Source organism: Haloprofundus salilacus (assembly GCF_020150815.1).
GTDB lineage: Archaea > Halobacteriota > Halobacteria > Halobacteriales > Haloferacaceae > Haloprofundus > Haloprofundus salilacus.
In genome coordinates, this window is sequence record NZ_CP083723.1 from 2,297,929 (window position 1) to 2,323,442 (window position 25,514).

The 25,514-nt window shown below is 64.2% G+C and carries 20 protein-coding genes; 9 read left to right on the forward strand and 11 right to left on the reverse strand.

All coding sequences use genetic code 11. The features are described from left to right. Positions 1–73: 73 nt before the first annotated feature. Positions 74–1,402: a glycosyltransferase family 2 protein gene (locus LAQ58_RS11840; RefSeq protein ID WP_224447669.1), complete on the forward strand. Its 1,329-nt coding sequence runs from the start codon at positions 74–76 to the stop codon at positions 1,400–1,402. A gap of 187 nt (positions 1,403–1,589) precedes the next feature. Here LAQ58_RS11840 and LAQ58_RS11845 read toward each other — a convergent pair whose 3' ends face one another. Together LAQ58_RS11845 and LAQ58_RS11850 are read right to left on the reverse strand one after the other, a co-directional pair. Beyond that, on the reverse strand, positions 1,590–3,074 hold the full coding sequence (locus tag LAQ58_RS11845; protein WP_224447670.1) for an oligosaccharide flippase family protein: 1,485 nt from the start codon (positions 3,072–3,074) through the stop codon (positions 1,590–1,592). 304 nt (positions 3,075–3,378) lie between these two features. Beyond that, complete coding sequence (locus LAQ58_RS11850; RefSeq protein ID WP_224447671.1) at positions 3,379–4,326, reverse strand: glycosyltransferase family 2 protein; 948 nt, start codon at positions 4,324–4,326, stop codon at positions 3,379–3,381. Between the two features lie 123 nt (positions 4,327–4,449). On the opposite strand from LAQ58_RS11850, the gene LAQ58_RS11855 reads away from it, so the two are divergent. Further along, a complete protein-coding gene (locus LAQ58_RS11855; RefSeq protein ID WP_224447672.1) occupies positions 4,450–5,616 on the forward strand; it encodes a glycosyltransferase family 2 protein in 1,167 nt (388 codons plus the stop codon). 28 nt (positions 5,617–5,644) lie between these two features. Here the strand turns inward: LAQ58_RS11855 and LAQ58_RS11860 are convergent, their stop codons facing one another. Both LAQ58_RS11860 and LAQ58_RS11865 read right to left on the reverse strand, forming a co-directional pair. Then, a complete protein-coding gene (locus tag LAQ58_RS11860) occupies positions 5,645–6,835 on the reverse strand; it encodes a glycosyltransferase family 4 protein (protein ID WP_224447673.1) in 1,191 nt (396 codons plus the stop codon). Positions 6,836–6,902: 67 nt separating this feature from the next. Beyond that, entirely contained in the window at positions 6,903–8,009 is a 1,107-nt protein-coding gene (locus tag LAQ58_RS11865) for a glycosyltransferase family 4 protein (protein ID WP_224447674.1), read from the reverse strand. Between the two features lie 434 nt (positions 8,010–8,443). On the opposite strand from LAQ58_RS11865, the gene LAQ58_RS11870 reads away from it, so the two are divergent. Then, entirely contained in the window at positions 8,444–9,298 is an 855-nt protein-coding gene (locus LAQ58_RS11870; RefSeq protein ID WP_224447675.1) for a DUF7982 domain-containing protein, read from the forward strand. Between the two features lie 13 nt (positions 9,299–9,311). On the opposite strand, the gene LAQ58_RS11875 is transcribed toward LAQ58_RS11870, so the two are convergent. Together LAQ58_RS11875 and LAQ58_RS11880 are read right to left on the reverse strand one after the other, a co-directional pair. After that, the gene (locus LAQ58_RS11875; RefSeq protein WP_224447676.1) at positions 9,312–9,581 is read right to left on the reverse strand and encodes a DUF8044 family membrane protein; all 270 of its coding nucleotides are present in this window, start codon (positions 9,579–9,581) and stop codon (positions 9,312–9,314) included. Next, positions 9,578–10,594 (reverse strand): DUF1616 domain-containing protein, encoded by a 1,017-nt coding sequence (locus LAQ58_RS11880; protein WP_224447677.1) that lies wholly within the window; start codon positions 10,592–10,594, stop codon positions 9,578–9,580. Before LAQ58_RS11880 ends, LAQ58_RS11875 begins: the two co-directional genes overlap by 4 nt. Before the next feature lie 432 nt (positions 10,595–11,026). Between LAQ58_RS11880 and LAQ58_RS11885 the strand changes: the two genes are divergently transcribed. Next, on the forward strand, positions 11,027–12,145 hold the full coding sequence (locus LAQ58_RS11885) for a polysaccharide lyase (RefSeq protein ID WP_224447678.1): 1,119 nt from the start codon (positions 11,027–11,029) through the stop codon (positions 12,143–12,145). A gap of 64 nt (positions 12,146–12,209) precedes the next feature. On the opposite strand, the gene LAQ58_RS11890 is transcribed toward LAQ58_RS11885, so the two are convergent. Together LAQ58_RS11890 and LAQ58_RS11895 are read right to left on the reverse strand one after the other, a co-directional pair. Continuing rightward, on the reverse strand, positions 12,210–13,154 hold the full coding sequence (locus LAQ58_RS11890) for an aminoglycoside phosphotransferase family protein (RefSeq protein WP_224447679.1): 945 nt from the start codon (positions 13,152–13,154) through the stop codon (positions 12,210–12,212). Continuing rightward, positions 13,151–14,191: a class I SAM-dependent methyltransferase gene (locus LAQ58_RS11895; protein WP_224447680.1), complete on the reverse strand. Its 1,041-nt coding sequence runs from the start codon at positions 14,189–14,191 to the stop codon at positions 13,151–13,153. Before LAQ58_RS11895 ends, LAQ58_RS11890 begins: the two co-directional genes overlap by 4 nt. 247 nt (positions 14,192–14,438) lie before the next feature. On the opposite strand from LAQ58_RS11895, the gene LAQ58_RS11900 reads away from it, so the two are divergent. The 3 genes from LAQ58_RS11900 to LAQ58_RS11910 are packed head-to-tail and all read left to right on the forward strand — an operon-like array spanning position 14,439 to position 17,299. Then, positions 14,439–15,974 carry a right-handed parallel beta-helix repeat-containing protein gene (locus LAQ58_RS11900; protein WP_224447681.1) on the forward strand — a complete coding sequence of 512 codons (1,536 nt, stop codon included), beginning with the start codon at positions 14,439–14,441 and terminating at the stop codon, positions 15,972–15,974. 43 nt (positions 15,975–16,017) lie between these two features. Next, on the forward strand, positions 16,018–16,236 hold the full coding sequence (locus LAQ58_RS11905) for a hypothetical protein (protein ID WP_224447682.1): 219 nt from the start codon (positions 16,018–16,020) through the stop codon (positions 16,234–16,236). A 55-nt stretch (positions 16,237–16,291) separates the two neighbouring features. Then, positions 16,292–17,299: a GNAT family N-acetyltransferase gene (locus LAQ58_RS11910; RefSeq protein WP_224447683.1), complete on the forward strand. Its 1,008-nt coding sequence runs from the start codon at positions 16,292–16,294 to the stop codon at positions 17,297–17,299. Between the two features lie 33 nt (positions 17,300–17,332). Here LAQ58_RS11910 and LAQ58_RS11915 read toward each other — a convergent pair whose 3' ends face one another. Next, the gene (locus LAQ58_RS11915) at positions 17,333–18,406 is read right to left on the reverse strand and encodes a glucosamine inositolphosphorylceramide transferase family protein (RefSeq protein WP_224447684.1); all 1,074 of its coding nucleotides are present in this window, start codon (positions 18,404–18,406) and stop codon (positions 17,333–17,335) included. A gap of 265 nt (positions 18,407–18,671) precedes the next feature. Here LAQ58_RS11915 and LAQ58_RS11920 point away from each other — a divergent pair, with 265 nt between their 5' ends. Continuing rightward, a complete protein-coding gene (locus LAQ58_RS11920) occupies positions 18,672–19,706 on the forward strand; it encodes a lipid II:glycine glycyltransferase FemX (RefSeq protein WP_224447685.1) in 1,035 nt (344 codons plus the stop codon). 2,157 nt (positions 19,707–21,863) lie between these two features. Here the strand turns inward: LAQ58_RS11920 and aglF are convergent. Next, on the reverse strand, positions 21,864–22,637 hold the full coding sequence (gene aglF, locus LAQ58_RS11925) for a UTP--glucose-1-phosphate uridylyltransferase AglF (protein WP_224447686.1): 774 nt from the start codon (positions 22,635–22,637) through the stop codon (positions 21,864–21,866). A 161-nt stretch (positions 22,638–22,798) separates the two neighbouring features. Between aglF and aglM the strand changes: the two genes are divergently transcribed. Continuing rightward, complete coding sequence (gene aglM, locus LAQ58_RS11930; RefSeq protein ID WP_224447687.1) at positions 22,799–24,091, forward strand: UDP-glucose 6-dehydrogenase AglM; 1,293 nt, start codon at positions 22,799–22,801, stop codon at positions 24,089–24,091. A gap of 79 nt (positions 24,092–24,170) precedes the next feature. Here aglM and LAQ58_RS11935 read toward each other — a convergent pair whose 3' ends face one another. Further along, positions 24,171–25,136 carry a hypothetical protein gene (locus tag LAQ58_RS11935; protein WP_224447688.1) on the reverse strand — a complete coding sequence of 322 codons (966 nt, stop codon included), beginning with the start codon at positions 25,134–25,136 and terminating at the stop codon, positions 24,171–24,173. Positions 25,137–25,514: the final 378 nt, after the last annotated feature.

The following is a 25,514-nucleotide window of genomic DNA, read 5'->3' on the forward strand; positions in this document are numbered from 1 at the left end:
TCGGCGGGCGTCGTGGCTATGGACTCCATAACAAGATACTCGTCTGCTATTCGAAGCGTGAGGGTCACACGCGATGGATGGGAGATACGTCGAGAGCAACCACTCCGACTCGATAGCGGTCTCTACGCGCGGGGCGTACGCGCTCGGGGTGGTGATGGGTGAGAGCGAGGAGCGGCATCTTCTCCGTATTCTCGCCCGTGCGGTACAGCACGGTTGCCCACTGTTTGCGGTCCGGGGGGACGGGTCGATACTGCACGCTATCGGGTCCGGCGACGAACCGGTAGAGGTGCGACTGCACGCCGGGTCACTCGTCGCCGACGCGGAGACGGCGCGAGAGACACTCGTCGAACTCGCGCGGTCGTACGGCCTGCGCGGACTCGTCGTCCAGACGGACCCGGCGACGAAGATCGACTTCGACGCGAGTTTCGACGCGCTCGAGGTCGGAAGCGACTTCACCGTCGAGGCGCAGGCGCAGGGGGCGGAGGCCGAACCGCTCGAAGCACCGGTCGTCGTCGGTATCCCGGCCTACAACGAGGAACACGCCGTCGGTTCAATCGTCGCCGAGGCGAGGGAGTATGCCGACATCGTCGTCGTCGTCGACGACGGAAGCGTCGACGAAACCGCAGAACGAGCCGCCGAGGCCGGTGCCGTCGTCGTCGAGCATTCGGAGAACCGCGGCTACGGCGCGGCGCTCCGGACGCTGTTCGAAGAGGGGAAACGGCGGAACGCGTCGAGTCTCGTCGTGCTTGACGCGGACGGCCAACACAGCGCCAGCGACGTTCAGCGACTGCTCCGGCGACAGGAGGAGTGCGGTGCCGACATCGTCATCGGGAGTCGCTTCACCGGTACCGTCACGAGCGACATCCCGTTGTATCGCCGGTTCGGCATCTGGGTCATCAACGTCCTCACCAACGTCGGACTCGGAACACTCCGAAAGGAGAACCGGATCGGTGACACGCAGAGCGGCTTTCGCGCGTACGGTCCGAGAGCCATCGAGTCGCTCGCCGACGACGAGACGCTCGGGTCGAACATGCGAGCGAGCACGGACATCCTGTTCCACGCCCGCGAACGCGGGTATCACATCGACGAAGTGGGCATCGAAGTGCGCTACGACCTCGAGGATACCTACACCGAGAATCCCATACTGCACGGGTACTCCGTCGTCAACGGCATCCTCCGACTCATCGAACGGGACCGCCCGCTGACCGCGCTCGGCGTCCCCGGATTCGTCAGCGCGCTCGCGGGGTTGAGCTTCGGCTACTGGACGATGTTCGAGTACGGCCAAACCGGAGAGTTCCCGCTCGGAATCGCCGGACTCTCGCTGCTGTTGCTTCTCGTCGGCTTCGTCGCCAGCGTCGTCGCTATCGTCCACCAGTCGCTGCGGGACGTGGAGACGGACTGAGCCGAGCAGCTCGTTCGAACTGAACGAACGGGCTCGGCCGAACGACCAGTTTGGGTCGGACGACTAATTTGGGCAGAACGATCGATTTGGGTCGAACGAACGATTTGAACCGAACGGAGATTGACCACCCCGCCGAGTTCGGTCGGTCGTGTTCGACGTCGGTTTCGGAGGCCAGAGCGGACTCGCCTCACCCGACCGGGAGCATCGTCGAGAGCCGCTGTCGGAATTCGGTCAGCTCCGACCAGTCGATAGCACCGAAGAGAACGGCCGCCGTCACGTAGACGAGAAAGCCGACCGGGGGAACGACGAAGAGCGCTATCAGGTCGCCCTGCAGGACGAGCGGAAGCCCGTACACCGGCACGGCGGCGACCACGGCTGTCGCGACGATACGGCCGAGCCGAAGGTCCGAAATCGGGTCGAAGCCGATGTGCCTCGCGGTCAGTATGTGGAAGAGGAGCATCGACCCGTATCCGACGCTCGTCGAGACGGCGGCGCCGACGGTTCCGTAGCGAGGGATGAGCAGGAGGTTGAGAACGAGGTTGAGCGTGGCGGCCGCGCCGGTTGCGATAATCAGCAGTCGAAGGTCGCCTTTCCCCTGTCCGACGGCGAAAATCGGTCGAGCGACGGCGAATCCGAGCGTCCCCGGGAGCAACAACAGCAGTGGCGTCACCGCCGCCAGATACTCGGTGCCGAAGTACAGCGAGACGAACTGGTTTGCGAGCGCGCCGATGCCGAGACACATGATGGTCGTGATCAGGACGACGTAACGCACCGCCCGACTGGTGACGGCGGTAACGGTGTCGACTTTGTCCTGCGACCACCACTCGGAGGTCGACTGCAGCAACACCGTCTGCAGCGCCGTCGGGACGAACCAGAGGAACTCGGCGACGATGAGCGCGGCGTTGTAGTACCCTGTCTGTTCGGCACCGGAGATCGTTCGCAAGAGAATCAGGTCGACGTTGTATAGCGAACTCGTGAGGAGGATGAGGATGACGCTGAAGGAGTTGTACGAGAGCAGTTCCCGGCGAGGGAACCCCGCCGGCATCCGGCGACGGACCGGATCGAAGGAGATGTGTTTCGAGACGAACCAGAAGACGGCGACGGCGACGATTCCGCGGGCAACGATGCGACCGACGAGGACGCCGACGACGCCCCAGCCTATCGCCGCCAGCGGCACGCCGACCAGGGCGAAGATGATCCACCGAGTGAGTTTAATCGGTTCGGAGATGTGCTCGTAGCCGAGTCCCATCAGCGTCCCGCGGCCGACAGCCCACAGTTGGCGGATGAGGATCAGCGCCGCGAGCAGGTAGAAGTACACCTCGAAGACGGCGCCGAAGTACTGCCCGACGACGCCGAAATACGCGAGCGCGACGACGATGACCGCCGCGGTGAACGCCATGACGAGCGCCACCTGCATGTAGAACCCGAAGACGTTCGAAGACCAGTCCTCGTCGGGGCGCTGCTCGGCGATGTACTTGCGTATCCCGTCGAAAATACCGGCGTTGATGACGATCATCGTGATGCTGAGCACGGACATCACGAACGCGTAGTTCCCGTACTCGGCGCTCGTCAGCACCCGGACGAGAATCGGCGTAATCCCCAGCGAGAGAATCAACACGCCAACGTCGGAGCTAAACACCGATAGAAATCCCCGGAGGACGTTCCGTCCCATCAGGACTACTGTCAGAACCTCTGGGTATAAGCATAGTGTAGAATACACTTTCACCGATACGTTTCACGCGGAAACGTACTCGACGACGGCGTGGAAGAACGGTTCGATGCGGTGGTGTTAGCGAGGAGAGAGAAATAGTACAGAGCGATGGGAGATGGCGCAGGCGACAGTGCCGGCGAGAAGAAATAGTACAGAGCGGCGGTGCCAGCGACGGGGGAGGGTACGGAGCGGCAATACCCGCGAGAAAAATCGACACGAAAACGCGAAACCAGCGCGCGAGTTCACATTCGCTCGTCTCTCACGTTCAGGCCGCGTCGCCGACGCGTCGTTTCGCCGCTCTGATCAGGTGGTACGCCCGCTGTCCGCCCAGCGTCGGGAGCAGGAACTTCGTGAACGAGGGCTCGAAGGGATAGAGGCGAACGGCCGACGCGAGCAGCGGACGCGCCCGGTCGAACTCGCCGTGCATGACGAGGAGGCGGCCGACCCGGAAGGCGGCCCACGCCCGCATCTTCCGACCGAACAGGCGGCCATACTCGCGGGCGAGGGGATCGAACTTCTCGACGAAGAGGCGGTGCGCGACAACTGCGTCGTCGACATCGTCGGTGATGCGACCCGGCGATTCGACCTGATACCGGATGAGCGGTTCGCGAATCGCCGCGGCCGAGCAGTGTCTCGACAGGCGGACGTACCACTCCAGATCCTGCCAGCACGGAAACCGGTTGTCGGGCGTCCCCACCTCCTCGACGAGGTCGCGCCGTACCATCACTTGCGAGAACGTTCCGACGACGTTGTAACAGAGGAGCGTCTTCGTCAGGTTCCCGTTCGCGTCGGGCGTCACCGTCTCCAGTCGCTCGCCGTCGTCGCCGACGATCTGCGTGCCGGTGTAGACGAACCCCACGTCGGGTCGCTCTTCGAGCACCGCGACCTGCTTTTCGAGTTTCGTGGGCAGCCACTCGTCGTCGTCGTCGAGGAACGCGAGATACTCGCCGGCGGCGGCGCGGATTCCGGTCGTCCGGGCCGCGGAGCCGCCCCTGTTCTCCTCGTGACGGATGACGCGGACGTGAGCCAGACTCTCGGTCTCCATCTCGTCGACAACCGGCTTGGCCGGCGTTGGCGAACAGTCGTCAACGACGAGGAGTTCGACCGCGTCGTACGTCTGGTCGAGCACCGAGCGGACCGCAGACCTGAGATACGCCGGCCGATTGTAGGTAGGGATGACGACGCTCACGAGCGGACGAGAAGCCGCAGGCATACCGGTCAGTGCAGCGTGCAGTCAGTTGAAGATTTGCATTGTGGGAAGAAATTGGCCTCATAAAAAGAAAGTCTCAACAGTTGACTGCAACTTTTTATGATTTCGTGAAGTCTAGAATGGTGTATGACTGTCGCAGGGATGACACTCTTGGTGGTCTTGCTCGTCTGTTCGTTTCTCGTGGTGTACGCCTACGCGCTGTATCCGCTCGCACTGTGGGCGTTAGCGAAGGTCGTTCCGGCTACGCCGCCCCGGTGGGAGGAGGAAGAGTTGCCGGACGTCGCGCTCATCGTCGCCGCGTACAACGAGGAAGCAGTCATCGGCGAAAAGCTGGAGAACTGCCTCAAACTCGACTACCCGGCGTCGAAGTTCGACGTCGTCGTGTTCTCCGACGCCTCCTCCGATGCGACCGACGACATCGTCCGGTCTTACGCCGACCGCGGGGTCGAACTCGTCCGTATAGAGGGTCGCGTCGGCAAAACGGCGTGTCAGAACGAGGTCGCCGAGCGAGTCGACGCCGACCTGCTCGTATTCTCGGACGCGAACTCGATGTACGAACCCGACGCCGTCCGCAAACTCGTCTCGTCGTTCGCGCCGGACGTCGGGTGCGTCGTCGGCGAACTCCGACACACGCGGCAAGAAGACGACGTGGAGGGTGAGTCCATCTGGTGGCGCTACACCCGCTTCATCAAGCGTTTCGAGTCGAAACTCGGGTCGGTCGTGAAGGGAAACGGCGCGATTTACGCCGTTCGGTCGGAGGCATACGTGCCGCTGCCCGCCGACGCCATCAGCGATTTCGCCGAACCGCTCTCTATTCGCAGTGACGGCTGGCGCGTCGTCTACGAACCGGCCGCCGTCGCGCGCGAACGCACCGCCAGGAGCGTCGACGCGGAACTCTCCCGGAAAGTCCGCATCACGACCCGCTCGTGGCACACGGTCGTCCAGTACCTCCACCTGCTGAACCCGCTTCGCTACGGTTTCTTCTCGGTGAAGTTCGCCAGTGATACGGTGCTCTGGTGGAGTACGCCGCTGCTGTCGCTCGTGGCGTTCGTCGCGCTCGGCGCTCTCGCCGCACTGACGCTCTCGCCAGCGTTCGTCGCGCTCTTTCTCGCAGCCGTCGGCTTCCTGCTCCTGGGGGCCGTCGGCTTCCTGCTCGACGACGGCCGACGACAGGTTCCGACGGTGTTTCACGTGCCGTACTACTTCCTCGTCGGGAACTACAGCCTCCTCGTCGGCGCGTGGAACTTCGTCAACAGCCGAAACATCGTGACGTGGGAGACGGCCAACGACTGACCGCTGCGGCGACGGAGGAGAACGGTCGTTATCTGGCGGCGACGCGCCGCCCGGCGATGTCGGTGACGAGTTCGTCGTACGCCGAGAGCAGTTCGTCCCACGAGTACCGCTCGCCGAGTTCTCGCGCGTTCGAGGCCAGTCGCTCGGCGAGTTCGGGCGACGACGAGAGCTGTCGAATCGCCTCTTCGAACTCGGTCACGTCGCGGACGAGCGCCGTCTCGCCGTCGACGATGTCGATGCCCTGTGCGCCCACCGGCGTCGTCACGATGGGGAGTCCGGCGGCGAGGTAGTCCATCATCTTCAGCTTCGTTCCCGATCCCATCGTCAGCGGGCAGAGCGCGACGTCGGCCATCGCAAGCGCCCCGGGGAGGTCGTCGACGAATCCGGGCGTGTAGACGTTCTCGCGCGATGTCTTGGGAGGATCGCGGCCGACGATGACGAATTCGACGTCCGAGAGCGACGGCGCGAGCTCGTCGACGATGCGGCGGGCGGCCTCCTCGTTCGGTTCGTAGTCGCACGCGCCGACGAACAGACAGACCGTCCGGTCGTCGCGGACGCCGAGTCGTCGGCGAACCGCCTCCGGGTCGCCGCCGGCGGCGATGTCGTCGTAGTTCGTCCCGTTCGTGATGACCTCGCACCTGACGCCGTCGGGAACGTCGAACTCCGCGCGGTCGGCGGCGGACTGGAAGACGACGGCGTCGGCGTCGTCGATGCCCGTCTGTTCGTGCGCGCGGAGGTTCGCCACCGCTCGCCGCCGAATCGGCGCGGGAACCGACCGGGAGCGCAACTGCTGGTCGAGCAGGTCGAACATGGCGTTGTGCTTGTTCAACAACAGCGCCGCGTCGTACTCCTCGGCGAGCAGTCGCGACGCGCGGAGCATCTGCGGCGACTCGCAGCAGACGACGTCGAACTCGACGGGGCGGCGGCGAACCGCTCGGAGGGTTCGGCGCGTCTGGAGTCGCTCGACGGCCGTGTTCGCACCGAGTCCGAGAAGCGCGTTCCAGAGGTAGATTCGGGTCGTCTTGTAGTCGAGAAACGGGTTGTCGAGGTCGAGCGCGTAGACGCCGGGGGGATATTCCGCCCCGTCAGCTCCGGGATGTGCGAGCCACACCCGGCCGGTGTCCGCGAGCGCTTTGGTCGTCTCCCAGATGCGGACCTCCTCGCCGTTCGACGGCGGGTACACCGGACCGCGGTGCAACTGTAGAATATCCAACTCCATCTTGGGATACGTCAGCGTTCTCGAAGATAGTGTTTTGGTCCGTTTGGCGGGGTAGCGGTCGATTGACTCAGGCGCATTGGGTGACGATGTCTTCGAGCACCGTCTGCATCCGCGGGCCGAGCGACTCGGGTGCGTTGCGCTCGGCGACTCGCTCGGCGGCGGCGGCGCCGAGGCGGTGGCGTCTCTCGGCGTCGGAGAGCAGGCCGTCGAGGACCGTCACGAGCGCCGTCGTATCCTCCGGGTCGACCAAGAGACCGGTCTCTCCGTCTTCTACCTGCTCGTCGATACCGTACCCGCCGCTGGCGACGACGGGGAGTCCCGCCCCCTGCGCCTCGATGACGACGTTCGGGTAGGCGTCGATGTGCGAGACGTAGGCGAACACGTCGGCGGAGGCGTACAGCCCCGCCACGTCGCTGACGAACCCGAGCGTGTGGACGCGCGTCCCCAGCGGGTCGTCCTCGACGCGCGATTCGACGTATCGTTCCAACGCGTCGAAGTACAGGCCGTCGCCGGCAATGACGAAACTCACGTCGTCTCGGCGCTCGCCGAGTTCAACCATCGCGTCGACGAGTCGTCGGGCGCCGAGGTACTTCCCGCGGTACTGGAGATTGGTCACGGTGAGGACGGTCATGCTCCCGGTATCGGAGTCGGACGCGCCGTCGGCGATCGGGTTGGGGCGGTACTGCGACGGCGTCACCGGCCCGGGGACGACGTGAATCCGCTCGCGCGGACAGCGGGTCTGCCCGGCGAGCGTCTCCGCGAGCGACTCCGAGACGGCGACGAAGCCGTCGGCGTAGTGGAACGTCACGCGGGTGAGCGCGGCGAGACCGCAGTAGCCGAGCCACGCCCCCCAGCGTCCGGTTTGGCGGTGCTCGCGCCGTTTCTCGTCGTGCTGTCGGAACAGATCGCCGTTGGCGCGCACGACGAGCGGAACGCCGTAGACGAGGCTGAGGAAGACGGCGACGATACCCAACATCCCCGACCCGTTGTAGACGACGATGGCGTCGGTGTCGTCCGCGCGCAGCGCCGCGCGCCCCCGCCTGAGTTGCGAGACGGTCCGTTCGAGCGCGTTCGCGCCGGGGTCCAGCGCGACGACGACGCTGTCGGCGTCCATCGCCGAGAGCGGCGCTTCGAGTTCGAACGGTCTGAGGTCGGTGAAACCGACGACGCGCATCAGTCGTCTCCCTCGCGTCGGAGACGCGCCGTCGCGCCGCGGTACGGCTCACCGAATCCGCGGAGTTGTTCGGTAAGTGTTACTTCGACCATCCACGTCACCACTCAGAAGCAGGACAGATAACTGTTCGCTGGACGGTCACGGACCGGTGGCAGTCCGAGCGAACTGCTGACCGACGTCGAGCGGACGACGAGACGCGTCCGGAACCCTGGAACTCGGCGACGGGTTGTCAAACGGAAACAGAGCGGCCGGAGAGACGACTTCCACGCCAACGCCCGCCGAGACACGACGGTGAACGGGAAAGTACAGTCTGACGTTCATTCGTTATCGCCTATTTGATTCAAGTGAAAAAATGAGTAGTATAATGGCGTCGCTCGCCGAACATGTGTATAACCCGAACGAGAATCACGAGGGTCTACGGAAACGAGAGAGTTATGACCGAAAAACAGTCTTCTGACGTGATAGATAAGTCGGAACAGAGTCGGGCCAGCGTCTCCTCGGTGAGCACCGAGAGTAGTTCGAGAACGGGAACGGGACTCGGACGACCGGGTCGTGAACGCTCCTCTCGGTGGGTCGCGGCAGCGGCGGTCGGTGCCGTCGTCGGCGTTCTCTCGGTCGGGGGTGGACTGTTCACGCAACGATGGCTACTGGTTGCACTGGGAGGAGCAGCGGTGTACGTCGCCGGCCTCACCTACTATCTCGCACCGGAGGAACCGGTCTCGAAGGTCGTCCCCGAACAGATATACCGAGCGTACGCCGACGGACGTTCCGCGAGCGACAGAGCGACGAGCCACCTCTACGTACCGACGGCGTCGAACGGCGACGGCGTACCGAGTATCCGCCTCGCGGCGGTCGGTTACGACGGGTCGACAACCCGCCTGGCGACTGAGTTGGGGCACGACCCGTCGAGCGAACGGCACCGGCCCATCGGCGCGGGACTACTCGACTCGTTCGTCGCCGACATCGACGAGCCGCTCGCCGCGGAGCCGAGCGAACTCTCGGACCAGATGGCGGCGGGCCTCGTCGACGGCTTCGGTCTCGTCGACTCGGTCGACATCGTACGGCGGACCGACGACAGTGTCAGATTCCGTCTGAAGGGGTGCGCCCTCGGCCCGCTGACCCGCTTCGACCACCCGACCGTCTCGTTTCTCGGGTCGGCGTTCGCCGCCGGTCTCGACCGACCGGCCCGAGTTGTCGTCGAGCGGAGACGGAGCGACGACAGCTACGTCGTCGACTGTCGCGTCGACGCGGAGACGGCGGCCCGAGACGCTGACTACTCCTCCGCCTGATTCTGGGGGCCGTTCAGAACCCGAAGTAGAGGTCGTACAGCCTGAGCGGAACGTAGACCCCGAACAACGCCAGTTGAACGTACAGAACGCGCCGCGCTCGGCGGTACCACGCCGGACGGAGGTGCGACGGCGTCGCTAGTTCGAGCGCGACGGCGAACCCCGAGATACCCATCGCGAAGACGAACCCCGGCGTGAGCGCGTCCACGAGCGCGAGCCAACAGATGGCGAACAGCGTCCACGAGGCGGTGACGACGACGACTCGGTGCGGACCGCGCGACGTCACGCCGAACCTCCCCGGACGGGAGCGGGCGGCGCGCCGTCGAGACTCCGGTTCGTCGCCGCGTCGCCGTTCTCTCGGACCGTGGTCCAGAAGTGGACGTTCCGGTAGGCGTTCTGTGCGCTCGGGTCCGCGGGCGGCGACCCCTTGTACAGGAGGAACTGTACCCGTAACTGCTCGCCGACGCGTTGTGGTTCTAACTGGACGGGTTGCACGACGGTTTCGCCGGACGGCACGCTCTCTTCGAACCGGGCGAGTTCCGAGCTCTCGGTGACCGCCCCGGAGTCGGCGTCGACCTCCTGGAGCGAGACGACGACCGTGTACTCCGTTTGCTGGTTCTCTTCGTTCGCAATTTGGACGAACACCTGCTGGGTTTCGCCGCGGACGAACTCCGTCGGGTAGTCGCTCGCGGTCAACTGTCCTGAGTCGTTCTGCGTGAGCACGGAGAGTCCCGAGAACGTCTCCCCCTGCTCGGGGGTGACGACCGCGTACCCGATGCCACCGAACGCGACGAGCACGCAGAGAACGATGAGGAGGGTGACGACCGCCTCAGCGCCGCTCGACGCGCTGAAGAACCCCGTTCCGCGCGGGACTGTGACGCTGAACCGGCGGTCGGGCGGCGTCGAAAAGCGGCGTATCGTCGCGACGAGCAGACCGACGGCGCTCACGCCGCCGACGGCGACGAGGCTCGGCCTGGCGAAGAGACCGAGCGGCGACGCAGTTAGGACCAGTCCTACGAGCGCGACGACGACGAGACTCATTCCGACCGAGAGGACGACTCGGTGCGTCAGAGTGAGTCGTCGTGAATCGCCCGTCGCTTCGGCGACGGCGTCAGACCGCGGGAACAGCGCCGAGACAATGGCATACCCGGGGACGAACGCGACGTAGAGACCCCCCAGAAAGGCGATTCCCGGCGATGGGATGCCGAAGAGCAACGCCAACACCGCGTAGACGACGAGGAACGCGACGCAGACGGCGATGTCGAGAAACTGGGTGAACAACGAGTCGCGCACAGACATCAGTTCGATTAACTGTGGGCCGAACCATAAATCTACAGTCATGAAAGAGCGTTGACTTAGGGAGAGAGTTCCCGTCGAGTCACTCCCGTCTCGCCTCGCCCACCTCCGTACTCGCCACCGCTCGTCGACTGTCGTCGACCGACGGGCGTATTTTTCCGAATCGAACGCGACACCTATGAGAAAATCTAGCTGAAAATACGTGTGCGTGTGAAAAATCAGAAGACTTACTTACGACTGTGTGAACTGCGGTTATGCGTGGGGAGCAGAAGTCTACACGAGGAAACATATAACTATGAAAGTTGATAGTTCCGGGAGATGGTTCGCGCCGAGTTGGCGTCGCAGACTTCCCCATCGCGCCGCCTCACCGACCGACGGGCACGTCGGTGTGGACGGCATAGTCTGAAAAGATACGACGGTGAAATCGAACTAACTATGACGAAAAACCACGGCTACAACACACCGAAAAAAGGCAGTGCCGACTGGAACGTACCTCTAAACGAGAATTTCAAAAAGATTGATAATGACGTCGAGATTCGGGACACGGAGTCGAACCTCGACCAGTACGAGCCAGAGGCGGGAACCAAGTTCCTCGCGACCGACACGGGCAACCGGTACCTCGGCGACGGCGACGAGTGGACGCTCGCGCCGTTGCCCGAGCGTGGAACGGTCGGAAATCTCACGGCGCAGAACCGGTTCCGCGTTCCGACGCGGACGGAGGACCCGGAGAACGCGGTGGTCGGCGACCTGTGGCTTCGAACCGACGAGAACTCGCTGAAGATCCAGATGGCCAACGGCGTGCAGACGCTGGCTAGCGGGGAAGCCTCGGGCGACGACGGTGGCAGCGGCGGCGACGCAGACGTCACCATCAACTTCGCGGACGGCTCGTATCTCGACCATTTCGACGCTCGGCGCTCGAGTTGGAACTCGATTATCGACGGCGAGAAAGCGCGCACCGACACGGCGCTCAAAGTGCACCTCGAAGAGGGTGAGCACTACGGCACCGACATGAAGTACTACTTCAGTGACAACGGGATGTCCGAACCGGAGGAACTCTGGACGCGATACTACCTCCGCATCGACCCCGGCTTCGAAGTCACCTCCGACGGCGGAAAGCTCCCCGGTCCGGCGGGGACGTACGACGACGGCGGGTGGGGCGGAAAGCCCGCGAACGGCGACAACGGCTGGTCCGCGCGGATGTCGTTCATGCCGGCCAGCGACGGCATCAGGCTGTATTACTACTGTTACCACGCCGACATGGGTTCGTGGGGCGACTGGTGGAGCTGGGACGGCACCATCGAACCCGACCGGTACTACCAGATCGACAGCTACGTCAAACTCAACACGCCGGGCGAGAACGACGGCGTGCTCCGCGGGTGGATCGACGGCGAACTCGCCATGGAGAAAGAGGACATCCGGTTCCGCGACACGAGCGACCTGAAGGTGGAGACGCTCTGGTTCAACATCTACCACGGCGGGAGCGACACGTCGCCCAGCGACAACTATCTCTACTGCGACAGCCTGGAGATGTCGACGAGCGGTCCGCTCGAATAGAACAGTTCACGCCGAACGCCGTCGCGTCTGCGACAGCTACCGACCGTTCTTTTTCGCGCTCGGTCTACCGACCGCTCGCCTCCGACCAGACGATTGCGTCAGTGAGCGAGAGCGCGTCGTAGAGGTGCCGGTAGAAGCGGAGGTTCCACGGCGTGTGGTCCCGCTTCGGCGTCGGGCCGAGTCTGAGCGCCGGATACAGCGGGAGGACGCGGACGAACCGCTCCTCGTCGATGCCGAGGTTCGAACAGTACGCCGAGACGCACCGACCGACCGTGCGCGAGAAATCGCAGTCGCGGAAGAACGCCCGATTCGTGGCCTCGGTGTAGCTTCCGAACACGTACAGCCCCGTCTCGACGACGAGTTTCAGCAGGTCGACGAGGGGAACGCCGTCGACGCGGAAGTACTCGAAGTCGATGACCGAGGTGACCTCCAACTTCGGCCCGAGGAGGATGTTCGTCCCGTCGTAGTCGCCGTGGACCGGTCCGAGAAAGAGGTCGTCCGCGTCGACGTACCGCCGGGCGTACGCCTTCGCCTCCGGAAGTACCGATTCTCGGAGTCGCTGTCGCTTCGCGTCGGAGTCGTACGTACGGTAGTCGGCGGTCTCCTGGACGAACTCGATCAACCACTCCGTCGCGTTCGAGAGAAACCGCTTCGCGCACCGGTCGAACCGCCGGAAGGTGTAGTGGGCGGGCCACCCGCCCAGATACTGCTTGAAGATGACGGGCGTCCCATCGATGGTCTCGACGGCGACGGGTGTCTCGACGCTCGTCCGAAGCCAGTCGGTCTCGCCGACGACCGCTTGGAGTCGGGTGAGTCGCTCCCACTCCCCGCGGACCTCGTCGTCGTCCCACCTCGCAAAGCGACAGACTGCGATCGGTTCGTCCCGCTCGTGGACGAACACGGTGATGTAGCCGGTCGGCCCGCGCGTTCCGCTGTACAAACTGTACGACAGCGCCGACCGGTCAGCGTCGAATCGCTCGGCGACGGCGTCGAGCAGATGCCCTATCATTGTGCGTCGGCCCTGATCTTGTACGCTGGTGCGAGCAGTCCCGCGAGGCGGTCAGCCCCCGGCGGAAACGGGATGCGCGACAGCAACCCCGGCGAAATCGAAGCGAGCGTGCACGCACCAAGTGACACCATCTTCCGCTTCAGGAACGCGGCGAGGAGTCGCTCGTCGGAGAACACGAACGCCGGAGAGCGCCTGTCGGGAATGGCGTAGGAGACGTCGATACTACGAAAGCCGGCTTCGTCGAGCAGTTTTCGGTACCCTCGTTCGGAGTGAAGTCGCACGCCGGAGTCGGCGAGACGGTGGCGTCCCCCTATCCGGAGGAGTCGGTCGCGGGCCACGCCGGGGACGGCGGGAGCGACCAGGTGGAGTGGGTCGTATCGGTTCCACTCGCTGAGCAGCAGGCGACCGCCCGGGCGGAGCCAGCGACGGACTCGTCGGAGGAACGTGAGCTGTGCGCGTCGAGCGTCGGTCGAGGAGCCCTCCGTGCCGACGTGTTTGAGAAGCCCGTTCAGCGTGACCGCGTCGAATTGGCCGTCGTCGAACGGTAGCTCCGTCGCGTCGGCGTGGACGAGCGTGAGATTTTCCGTCCCGGTAGCGGTGCGCATCGACGCCGAGAACGTCAGCCTGTCGAGGTTGGCGTCGACGGAAACGACGTGGTCGGCTCGCTTCGCGAGCGAGCGCGTGAGACCGCCGTAGCGCCCGCCGAGTTCGAGCACCGTCTTCCCGGCGAGCGGCTCGACACGGAGCCAGTCGGCTTGGTCGGGGTTGAGCCACGACTCGTACTCGAACGCCGGATAGATGTCGCAGAGTTCCGACTCGAACTTGTCGGCGCGTTTGAACGGCGTCATCCCGTCGGCGTGTAACGCGGCGATGAGCGCCTCCATCTCCTCGGAGACGTCGGCCGGACCGAGGAGTCGAACGATGCCGTCGTCGTCGACCCACCAGTCGACGTCGCACTCGTGGGTCCGCAGCTCCTCGCGCCGACGGAGGCGACTCCCGCAGCGGTCACAGACGAACCCCAACTCCGATGGCCACATCCTACGCCATTGTAGTTCGGACTACATATTATACGTTGTTCACAATACTGATATATTGGCATTCATTCGTGTATTTCAACTCTCTTGAACAGTCGGTGTCGGGAGCGTACACTACACTTAGGTTTCTGGCAATCTAGTAATCATTACGTCATGAATGTGTATCCCACCCTCCGCCTCGACGGAGAGTGGCTACTAAACGCGGGTCGCACCGAGCCCAGAGCGGCAGTCGCGAGCGAGATAGCGACGGATGGTTGAGGACGGACAAGATAGCGAACCCGCGGACCCGGACGGCGTCGAGGGCGTAGCGAGACGGGAGTTGTTGACGGCGGTCGCCGGCGTCTCCGGTCTCGCCGGCCTCGCCGGCTGTTTCGGTCTGTTCGATTCCGACCAGTCGCAGCCGCAGGTGCAGAACGGAACGGTGAGCGGGGGCGGCGTCAACGGCACGGTGCCGGCTATCGTCGTCTGGCAGGACGACGGCGGCGTCGTCCGTGCGGACGCGGGGGACGGACAGGTACAGTCCGGCCGACAGCCGGCGGCGGTGATTCAAGCCGCAATCGACATCTCCGCGCAGCGGCCGGGGATACAGAGCATCGAGGTGGTCGGAAACTACGCGCTCTCGGAACCGGTCAACCTCAAGCGGCAGACCGTATTGAACCTCAGAGACGCCCACCTCACCGCCGGCGGTAACCACGCCGTCATCTCGGTGGACGGCGTCTCGAACGCCGCGGTTGTCGGGGGTGTGCTCGACGGGAGCAACCAGACCGACGGCGAGCAGTATCTCGGGGTCCTCGCGCTCAACGGCGCGGACCACGTCGTCGTCGACGGGTGCGAGGTGAGGAACGGCGGCTACTACGGGGTCAACCTCTACGAGTGCAACAACTGCCTGCTCAGCGGCATCCGGGCGCGCGACAACTACCGCCACGGCATCCACCCGGGATCGGACACCGAGAACCGGGGGTACTTCAACTGGCTCATCCAGTGCATCACCGACAACAACGGCGTCGACGGCATCAACGACCGCGGGACGACGGTGGCGGGGGAGTCGCTCAACAACGCTTTCTACAACTGCCTCAGCCGCAACAACGGTCGGAGCGGGTTCATCCTCGCGGGCGGCGTCGAGAGCGACCGCGTGACGACACAGTACGACGTCATCGGCTGTCGTTCCTTCGAGAACGAGAGTCACGGGATACAGTTCACGAACTGCCGCGCGTCGGCCGTCAACGTGGTCACGCAGTCGAACGGTCACTCGGGTCTCCTGCTCGAAGGTGGCGTCCGCGCGTCGATACTCAACCCGCGGACCAACGACCATAGCGGCCCCGAATCCGCCGGAATCACGATTCGCGACGGAGTGTCGGCGTCGCCAAGCCACGTCGTCATCTACGGCGGCGAGGCGACGAACAACAGTCGGAACGTCCGCATCGAGACGAGTTCCGACGTCGGCCCGATAACCCTCCGCGATATCGACCTGCGCGGCGCCGGCGAGCAGACGCTCGCGGTCGTCAATAGCTACCCGTCGGCGCTCACTGTCTCGAACACGCCGGGTTATCGGACCTCGAACCGAGGCGACTTGTCGAGAAGCGGCGACGGGTCGACCACGACGTTCCGCTGGCAGCACTACCTCGCAGAACAACCGCGCTCGGTCACCGTCACGCCCGCGACGGGCGAGGCGGCGAGTCCGTTCAGCGTGACCGCCGACAACGACAACATCGTCGTCACGTACCGGAACCCGCCAGGACAGGGCAACGAAAACCTCCGCTGGTGGTGGGAGGCGAGCGCGTACTGAGCGGGGCTTCGTTTTATCTCGCCGCGTTTCGTGAACGTACCTAATGAATCTGAAAAACAGCCTCGGTCGACGGCCGATAGAGGTCGCGACGCTCGCCGTGTTCATGACCGGCGTCGCGGCGTTTCTACTCGTCCACAGCGTTACACTCGCGACGAGTCGCGGCGGCGAGATGCTCGCGCAGGTACGTTTCGCGTGGGTCGTCTTCGTTCTCGCAGCCGTCGTCGGTGCGGTGCTCGTCGCCGGGGAGATGTCGTCTCAATAGGTAAAGGATTGACAAGAACGATGTTTGATAACGTCAGCTTTCGCACAGAGTACCGATGACGATAGAAGTCTCCAGAGCCACGGGCGAGGACCGCCGCTCGTGGAACGACTACGTCGAGCGCGCACCTCACGCGACGCCGTTTCACCGACTGGAAGCGTTGGAGGCGCTGCGGGACGTGAGCGACACGAAACTGCACCTCCTCGTCGGACGGGAGGGGGAGGAGGTGTTCGGCATCTTCCCGCTGTTCGAGGGCACGGTAGGGCCGTTCTCGTCGGTTCGGTGTCCGCCGACCGAACACGACGTGCCGTATCTCGGTCCGGTGTGGCTCAACTTCGAGCACCTCTCACAGCGGAAGACCGAGATGCGAAACCACCAGTTCGTCGAGGAGAGCTTCCGGTGGATGGACGAACACGTCGACCCCGACCACGTCGACATCCGTACGGTCGACCGCTACCCGGACGTCCGTCCGTTCATCTGGTCGGAGTACGACGTCAGCCCCGCCTACACGTACGTCCTCGACCTCGAACCGGGCGCAGAGGAGATAAAGAGCCGGTTCAGCCGAAGCACGAGGCGGTACGTCCGCGACGTCGACGACTACGACATCGGCGAGCGGGGCTACTCGGGAATCGAGTACACCGTCCGGCAGTACCACAAGCGATACGAGAACGCCGGCGTCTCGCTTGACCTCTGCAAGGCGCTGTACGACGCGTTGCCCGACGGCTGCGTCCGACCGTACGTGATATCGATCGACGGTCGACCCGTCGGCGGCAGGCTCACCGTCGAACTGGGGGACACCATCTACGCGTGGATCAGCGCGGCGGACATCGAAGCTGACGCGCCGGTGAACGAACTCATCGAGTGGTACGCCATCCGCGACGCCGCCGAGCGGGGACTGTCGCGGTACGACTTCGTCGGCGGGATGGTTCCGAGCCTCTGTCGCTACAAATCGCAGTTTTCGCCGAAACCCCGGGCGCTGTACCTCGTCCAGCGACAGCAGCCGTGGATGCAGGGGGCATCGATGCTCTACAACAGACTGCCGGACCGTGTCCGGGCGCTCGTCTGACCGGCCTACTCGCGGCGAGTCGCAGCGACGTACTCACAGCGAATCGTAGATACCGATCGCCCAGTGGTCCGGGCCGAACAGTCGCCCGCCGAGTCCGATGTTGCCGTCGACGGCGCAGCGCCACCCGTCGCCGACGGGCCACGGGTCGAGATGGTGCATCCGTCCCGAGTTCCAGCCGAGCAGTTTCTCCGCGCCTTCGAGAATCGGCGAGGTCCGGAGTTCGCGGTCCTCGTAAGTCGACGGCGTCAGTCGGTCGATTGCGTACGCTCGAACGCGGTTACCGTAGCGGGCCTCACAGTCCTGAAAGAACACAATGACGTCGTCGTTGCGGACGAGCGGCCGACCGCCTGGACGGGCCGCAGACGGTCGCCCACGGACGACGGGGTTGTTCTCGTGCGGCGTCCAGTGGTCGGCTTCGAGTTCGTCGTTGTAGAACGCGAAGAGGTCCGCGCTGTGGTCGTCGCTGCCCGCGAGCGCCCACCACCGACCCCCGTGTCGAAAGACGACGAAGTCGCTCAGAAACCGACTCGGCGCGACCAGTTCGGCGACCGGTTCCCACCCGTCCGGGAGCGAGTCGGTCCGATAGAGGAGGGCGCTCGCCGGCGTCTCGCGGTTCCAGCGTTCGGGTATCATGTAGTACCGCTCGCCCCACCTGAATAGGTATGGGAACGCGAGGTGGTCGTCGGGCTCGAGGACGACCCGGTCGTACGACCAGCGCGTACCGCCGTCGTCGCTGACGGCGTGCGCGATGGCGGCGGTCGGCGTCCGGTCGCGGTTGAACACCTCGAAGAACAGGTGCCAGCGGTCGTCGGGCGTGACGAACAGGAACGGGTCGGCGACGAACTCCGCGTCGCCGAAGTCGGTCACGTCCGCCGCGGTGACGACGGGGTTTACGACGCCGCGTCCCGGGACAAGCGAGAACGGACCGGGCGACGGTGTCGGCGTCGGCTTCGGTTCGCCGTAGCCGTCCCAGTTCGACTCGACGGCGGTCATCGCCGTCGACGCCGCCGGGACGCCGACGTCGGCGACGGACGAGCGGTGGAGGCGCTCGCCTACGGACCACGCAGTCTTTCTGAGGGGCCTGAGGCCGCCGAGTTTGGATCGCATCCGAGTCATCTACGGTTCGAACGAGCCAGCAGTCGTTCGGATGTGAGATGCTGTTGACAACGTGGTTTCGCGTCGGGAGGTGGAGGGTAACCTGATACCGAGTTGAGACATACGTTGACGACAGCAGTGGTAACCAAAAAAGATAGCCCCGTTTTCGACAACGTATATGGGGGAGTCTCCTGTTACCTGTCCTATGTGTGTCACAGTGAGAGGGCCGAGTCATCGAGCGTATCGAGAGCGCAAGCGAAGTCGGCACGGGTGAGCGATGGACGTCGAGATACACCACTCCATCGAGAGCGTCCCGAAGCGACAGTGGAACCACGTCGTCGAGCAGTCGCCGCACGGGAGCGTTTTCCACCGGTATCGGTGGCTGGCCGCCGTCGAGCGGGGACGAGACGAGACCGTTCGACACGTACTCGTCGTGTCCGACGACGCGCCCGTCGCCGTCTTCCCGAACGTCGTCGAGTCGATACCGATGACGCCGTTCGAACGCCTCTCGTCGCCGGTGCCGGGGTTCGGCGGCCCGGTCATCGCCACCAACGAGGGTGACGCGCTCGACGCACTCCTCGACGCCGTCAAGAGCGCCTGCGAGGACGGCATCGTCGCGCACGCGTTCCGCACGCTCGACGAGGAGACGGTTCGGTACCAGCGCCGACTCGAGGAGCGAGGCTACTGGCAGACGCTCGCGAGCTGTCGGTTCGTCGTCGACCTCGGCGACGGCTGGGAGTCGATCCGCGACGGGATGAGCAGTTCGCGCCAACGGGCCATACGTACGGGTCACAAAGCCGACTTCCGGGTTCGAGACGAGGTTCCAGACCGGGAGCGACTCGGGTCGTTCTACCAGGGGTACAGACGAGTCATGGACCGCGTCGACGGCGACGCCTACCCGCGGTCGTTCTTCGAGGAGTTAGCGTCGATGGACGACCGGCTTCGGCTGTTCTCGCTGGAAGTCGACGACGATCCGGCCGGGAGCCTGCTCTACCTCGTCGACGAGGAGCAGTCGACGATGCACTACTTCTTCTCGGCGGTCGAGCGTGACCACTTCGAACACAACGCCTCGGAGCTACTGCACGAGCACGCGATGAAGTGGGGTATCGAGCGCGGCTATCGGTACTACGACTTCGGCGAGACGAGTCCGGATTTCCGCGACGGGCTGTTCAGATTCAAGGAGCGCTTCGGCGGTCGGGCGGTGCCGACGCTGTCGTGGGAACGCGGCTGTGCGCCGGTCCGCTGGAACGCCTTTCGGCTCGGTCGGTGGCTGTTTCAGTCGGCGAATCGGCTGCGAGAGGAGCGGGCCTGACCGGTTGATTTCTGTCGACTGCGGACGCGTCAGGTGTCGAGTCGTCTATCCCCGACCCGACGGCCGCCGACGCCTCGTCAGCCGTCTGATTCGTCGTGACGAGATACGACTCGAACTCCCCGTTGTCGTACACTTTGCCGACCGTCGACCGGTTCTCTAAGCTCCGGAAATCGGTCGGAGTGTACCGCCAGAACTCCTGATAGCCGGGGTAGAACGTCGGATTCGTCTGGCGGCCGAGTTCCGTGACGAGCAGGTACCGCTGTTCGCTCGGTCCGCTCGGCGGCGGTTCGCCGTAGCCGAAGTGTATCGGCGGCGTCGTGTTCTCCGAGCGGATGTTCGGCGGGTCCTCCACCTCGTATTCGAGCATGGACTGGAACCGCGCCTGCGAGGTTCCGTACTCGTCGATGAGCAGCGACTCGTTTCGGTGGTCGAGCGTCCACTGCATCCCGTCGACTTCGCTCTCGGTTATCTGCCCGCTGTACGAGTTCGAGAGCGGCGACGCGTATACCGAGAACACCGAGATGAAGACGATGGCGGCGAACGCGACGGAGAGCACGCCCACGAGCGTCGACCGCTGCCACTGCCGGTCGGCGCGGGCCCACAGCAGCGACGCGCCGAAGCCGATGAGTATCGGGGCCGCAAACCGGACGTAGCGGGAGATTCGGGTGAACCCGATGGTGAGGTCGACGAAGAACGCGACCGTCGACAGTCCGAGAAACGCGGTGAAGACCGCGAGGAAGAAGGCGGCGAAGCCGCTGAGGCGGGCGTCTCCGCGGTGGAGGCGTACGAGCGAGTAGCCCGCGAAGACGACGGCAAAACTCACCAGCAGACCGAAGACGCCGTAGACGTAGAAGCCGGTCTGTAGCAGGTCGACGAGTCGGGGCGTGGTGCGGGCGACGGTTCCGCTCAGGCTTCCGAACTCGGAGGACTGGACGGCATCGAAGCCCAGCAGTCGGGCGACTACGAGGTACGTGCTTCCCGCGATGGACTCGTACGTGTAGTACCACGCGAAAAACAGCGTCCCGGCGATAGTTCCGACTTCCAGCACCGGAACGGAGCGAGACTGTCGCCGCGCCGCGGCGCGGCCGTAGAGGTCGGGTGCTTTCGCCATTGCGAACAGCGCGAGGAGAAACAGCGTAGTGAGCGGGTGGAAGAACACTACCGCGACGACCGAGAGCACCAGCAACGTCGCGTACTGCGTCCGCCGCTCCCACGCGCTCGTCCGAAACAGCAGTGCGAGCACGAAGGGGACGAAGGAGAACGCGAAGACGCTGGGCGAGAACATGACGTTCTCGAAGCCGAACAGGGGGAGGTACGCGACCGGTAACACGAACAGCACGTCGCGCTTCCGCTCGGCGACGGTGTCGAGCAGGAAGTAGAGCCCGCCGAGGTAGAACAGCGAGAAAAACGGCGGCAGGAGGTTGACCAGTTCGGTGACGTCGAGTCCGGTCGCGTGCGAGAAGATGATCGTTTCGACGTTCAGCCCGGGGTAGTAGTTCTCGGGGTCGAGGCGTCCCGTCTGGGCGAGTTGGTCGAGCATGCCTACGAACGTCAACATGTCCCCCTTCCCGACGGCGAACAGCGAGTATCGGATGAACGGCAGCAACAACAGGAGCGCGTTCGCGCCGAGGAGCAGACCCACGCCGTAGCGCCACCCGAACCCCGTCGTGTTCGCCTGCTTTTCGTCGGCGGTGACGGCCCGGAGGACGAGCAGCTGTCCGACGACGAGCGACCCCGAGATGGCGACCCAGAACCAGACGGGGTAGGCCCCGTAGAGGTTTATCTCGTACCCAGTCGCCTCCGGACTCGTCGCGATGTAGACCGAGCAGACGGCGAGAAGCGCCGTTCCGACGAGAGTGAGGAGCTTCGTCCGAAGCCGTCTGCGGTCTGTGTTCATCTGTTGAAACACCGTGCCACGGCGCGGCGCTTGTATGTTGTGCAGCGTTCATCGACGGTACGCGGGTAGGTGTGAAGTTTCGACCGGGGAAACTCTCGGTATATGTGGACAGAGTACTAGAATGTCAAGAATTGAGGATTATCGGTGCGTAGCGGACTCCCTTGGTGATACGACGGACACGAGACGCGTTCGCGACGGGGCGCATTGCCGATTGCGAGCGCGAGCGTCAATGTCTCGGCCGGTCGGCGTCGCTTCGGGGACTACTCGGCGGATGACTGTTCGACCGAGATCTGTTCGACATCTTCGGTCGTCTCCACGTCGGCTTCGTCGCGAAGCAACCGTTCGGCCTTCTCGCGGTCTTCCGGGTAGCCGACGTCGACGCGCCAGCCCTTGAGACGCAACACGTCGATGGTGCGGCCGCTCTGGATGAGGAGGTTCACCGCGTCGCTTATCTCGTACTCGCCGCGGTCCGACGGCTGGACGAGGTGACAGGCGTGGAAGATCGCCGGCGTGAACGTGTAGAAGCCGGTCATCACGAGATTCGACGGCGGGTCTTCGGGTTTCTCGACGACGTCGGTTATTTCACCGTACGGATTGGTGTTGCAGACGCCGTAGCGACTCGCCTCCTCCCACGGTACCTCCTCGACCAGAAACGCGGCGTCGGCGCGCTCCTCCCGTTGGCGTCTCACCACGTCGCCGAGGTTCGCCTGGAAGATGTTGTCGCCGAGCATCAGAATGAAGTCGTCGTCGATGTGCTCTTCGACGGTCAAAAGCGCGTGCGCCAGCCCGTTCTGCTCGCGCTGGTGGGAGTACGTTATGGGAATCCCGTCGAAGGAGTCGCCGTAGTGGCTGATGATGACTTCCTTTTTGTAGCCGACGACGACGATGAACTCCTCGACGCCGAGTTCGGCGAGCTGTTCGAAACAGTGGGTCAGAATCGGCTTGTCGTTTACCTCGACCATCCCCTTCGGTTTGTCGTCCGTCAGCGGGCGGAGTCGCGTTCCTTTACCGGCTGCGAGCACTACTGCCTTCATCCCGAAGGGATGCGTGTCGCAGTGACATTACTATACAGTCGCTACTGCGCGGCAAACGTTCTCTACATCCGATACAATATCCGACAATCGCTCACGACGAGACGGGAGTCGACTGGACGAACAACCCCTTTTATATCCGCGTCTGTCGACAGTTCGCCGTAATGAAGGTCAGCGTCATCGGGAGTGGATATGTCGGGACGACGCTCGCGGCGTGCCTCGCCGACCTCGGACACGAGGTCACGAACGTCGACATCGACGAGGACGCCGTCGCGGCCATCGAAGACGGCGTCGCCCCAATCCACGAGCGGGGGTTGGACGAACTCGTCGCCGAGTACGGCGGTACTCGACTGCGGGCAACGACGGATTACGCAACCGCCTCGAAGGCCAACATCGTTTTTATCGCGCTCCCGACGCCGACGGACGAGCGCGGACGCATCGATACGTCGATCATCACGGCGGGCACCGAGCAACTCGGCGAAGTGCTCGGTGAGGCCGAGGAGATGCCGCTGGTCGTCGTCAAGAGTACCGTGACGCCGGGGACGACGGAGCGAGAGCTGATTCCGGCGCTCGAAGAGACGTCGGGTGCGACAGCCGGCGAGGAGTTCGACGTGGCCGTCAACCCCGAGTTCCTCCGCGAGGGGAGCGCGGTGAGCGATTTCCTCCACCCGGACAAAGTCGTCTTCGGCGCGACGGCCGACCGCGCGTTCGAGACGCTCGACGAACTGTACGACCCGCTGGTGGCGCAGACCGACACGACGGTCGTCCGAACCGGCGTCCGGGAGGCGGAGATGATAAAGTACGCCAACAACGCGTTTCTGGCCTCGAAGATCAGCCTCATCAACGAACTCGGGAACATCTGCAAGGAGTTCGGCGTCGACGCCTACGAGGTGGCCGACGCCATCGGTCTCGACGAGCGAATCGGCTCGCAGTTCCTCCGCAGCGGCGTCGGGTGGGGCGGGTCGTGCTTCCCGAAGGACGTGGCCGCGCTCATCGCCGCCGCCCGGGAGACGGGCTACGAACCCGAACTGCTCGAAGCGGTCGTCGGCGTCAACGACCGCCAGCCCGAACGACTGCTCTCGCTTCTGGACGACCACGTCGACGTCGAGGGCGAACGGGTCGCCGTTCTCGGCCTGGCGTTCAAATCCGGCACCGACGACGTGCGGAGTTCGCGGGCGATACCGACCATCGAGGGCCTGCTCAACCGGGGGGCGGACGTCGTCGGCTACGACCCGGTCGCCGCCGAGAACATGCGTGCGCAGTTTCCCGACATCGAGTACGCCGAGAGCGCCGCCGACGCGCTTGACGGGGCGATAGCCGCCGTCGTCGTCACCGACTGGGACGAGTTCGCGGCGCTCGACGGCGAGTTCGACGCGATGAAGCGCCCGGTCGTCGTCGATGGCCGCCGAATCGTCGAACCGCGCGACGGCATCGAGTACGAGGGACTCACGTGGTGAACACACCGATTTCGGTGAAATCGACCGGAAAGACGGAGTAAAAAGAGGCGATGGCAGGCGAAGCGGCGAGCGTTACCGACTACGCACCGTACCCGTCGCTGCCGTAGCCACCCTCGCCGTAGAACGTGTCGATGTCGTCGCCTTCGACGACGACGTAGCCGACCGTCTCTGGCTTGTGCCACACTTCGTCGTCGCTACTGCGTTCTTCCTCGACGTGAACCTCGACGCTCGTCCGGGTGAGGTTTCGGTAACGGAGCGTGCAGGGTTGGTTCCCCTTGAACGTCTCGATGTCCGCGACGACGACGGGGCTCTCGTACGTCCCCTCGAACTCGATGGTCTGCCACTCGTGGTCGACGCCCGTAGCGCGTCCGGCCTCGAACGGGGCGTCGCCGAGCGTCCCCGTTCCGGGTTCGACGGCGATGTAGCCGACGGACTCGTCGTGGTGCCAGCCGTCGACGCCTTCCTCCTCTTGGAGGCGCGTCGAAAAGCCCCGCTTGGAGACGCGGCGGTTTCGCGAGACGACGGGATGCCGCCCGTTCGTCGACTGCGGTTGCGTGATGACGACGGGCCGTTCGGCAAACCGCTCGTCGAACGAGACGTTCGTCCACGTCGTCCCGGCTTTGGCTTCGCCCGCCTCGATGCGCAGCTCGCCCGCGGTGGACGCGCCGGCCTCCATGACGAGACTGCCGACCACTTCCTCGATGTGGTTGCCGTCGAGGTAGTCCCACTCCTGGATGCGGTAGTCGAACGAGTCGCCGCCGACGTTCTGTATCCGCGACGTCGCCGGTTGGTAGCCGTTCTTCGACACGGGGAGCGCGACGACGACGGGGGACGAGTAGGAGCCGTCCAGCGATTGAGTCTCCCACTTGTGCGTCGCCGCGAGGCGGTGCGCTTCGGCCAGGGGACCGGTGGAGGCAGCACTTACTCGTTTGGAGGCGGCCTGCGTCCCGACGACGCCCAGCACGAGCGAGGCCTGGAGAACCCCGCGTCGCGTACAGCGGGTTTCTGAGCGGGCGGATTTCGTCGACTTGTATTGCTTCTGCATTTCGGTTTCCCTCTGTTCAGTAGTACAGTCAGGTAACCGGTTATATATGTTTCTAATTAATTATGTGTGAGATGAATTACTAGAATCAGTAGACAACAATACCGTTAGAAATCCCCTAGAAATGGCCTGTATTCGGGGTTTGTGTACAAACAGTCAGAAAACAGAGACAATATGCAAAATGATATATGTTCGTTCTAAACCGTGGCCGTAGCAAGACATATCTACTATAAAATATGTTCGAACGCGTGTCGACTCGGAGTCGAATCTTCGAAATCAGCGCAACCCACCAACTGAGAAGAACGTAGCGCCCGATTACTGAGAGTAGGCGGAGAAACGGACGGAAGCGGCGATGGCGGGGACGTACTCTCGAACGTGAAA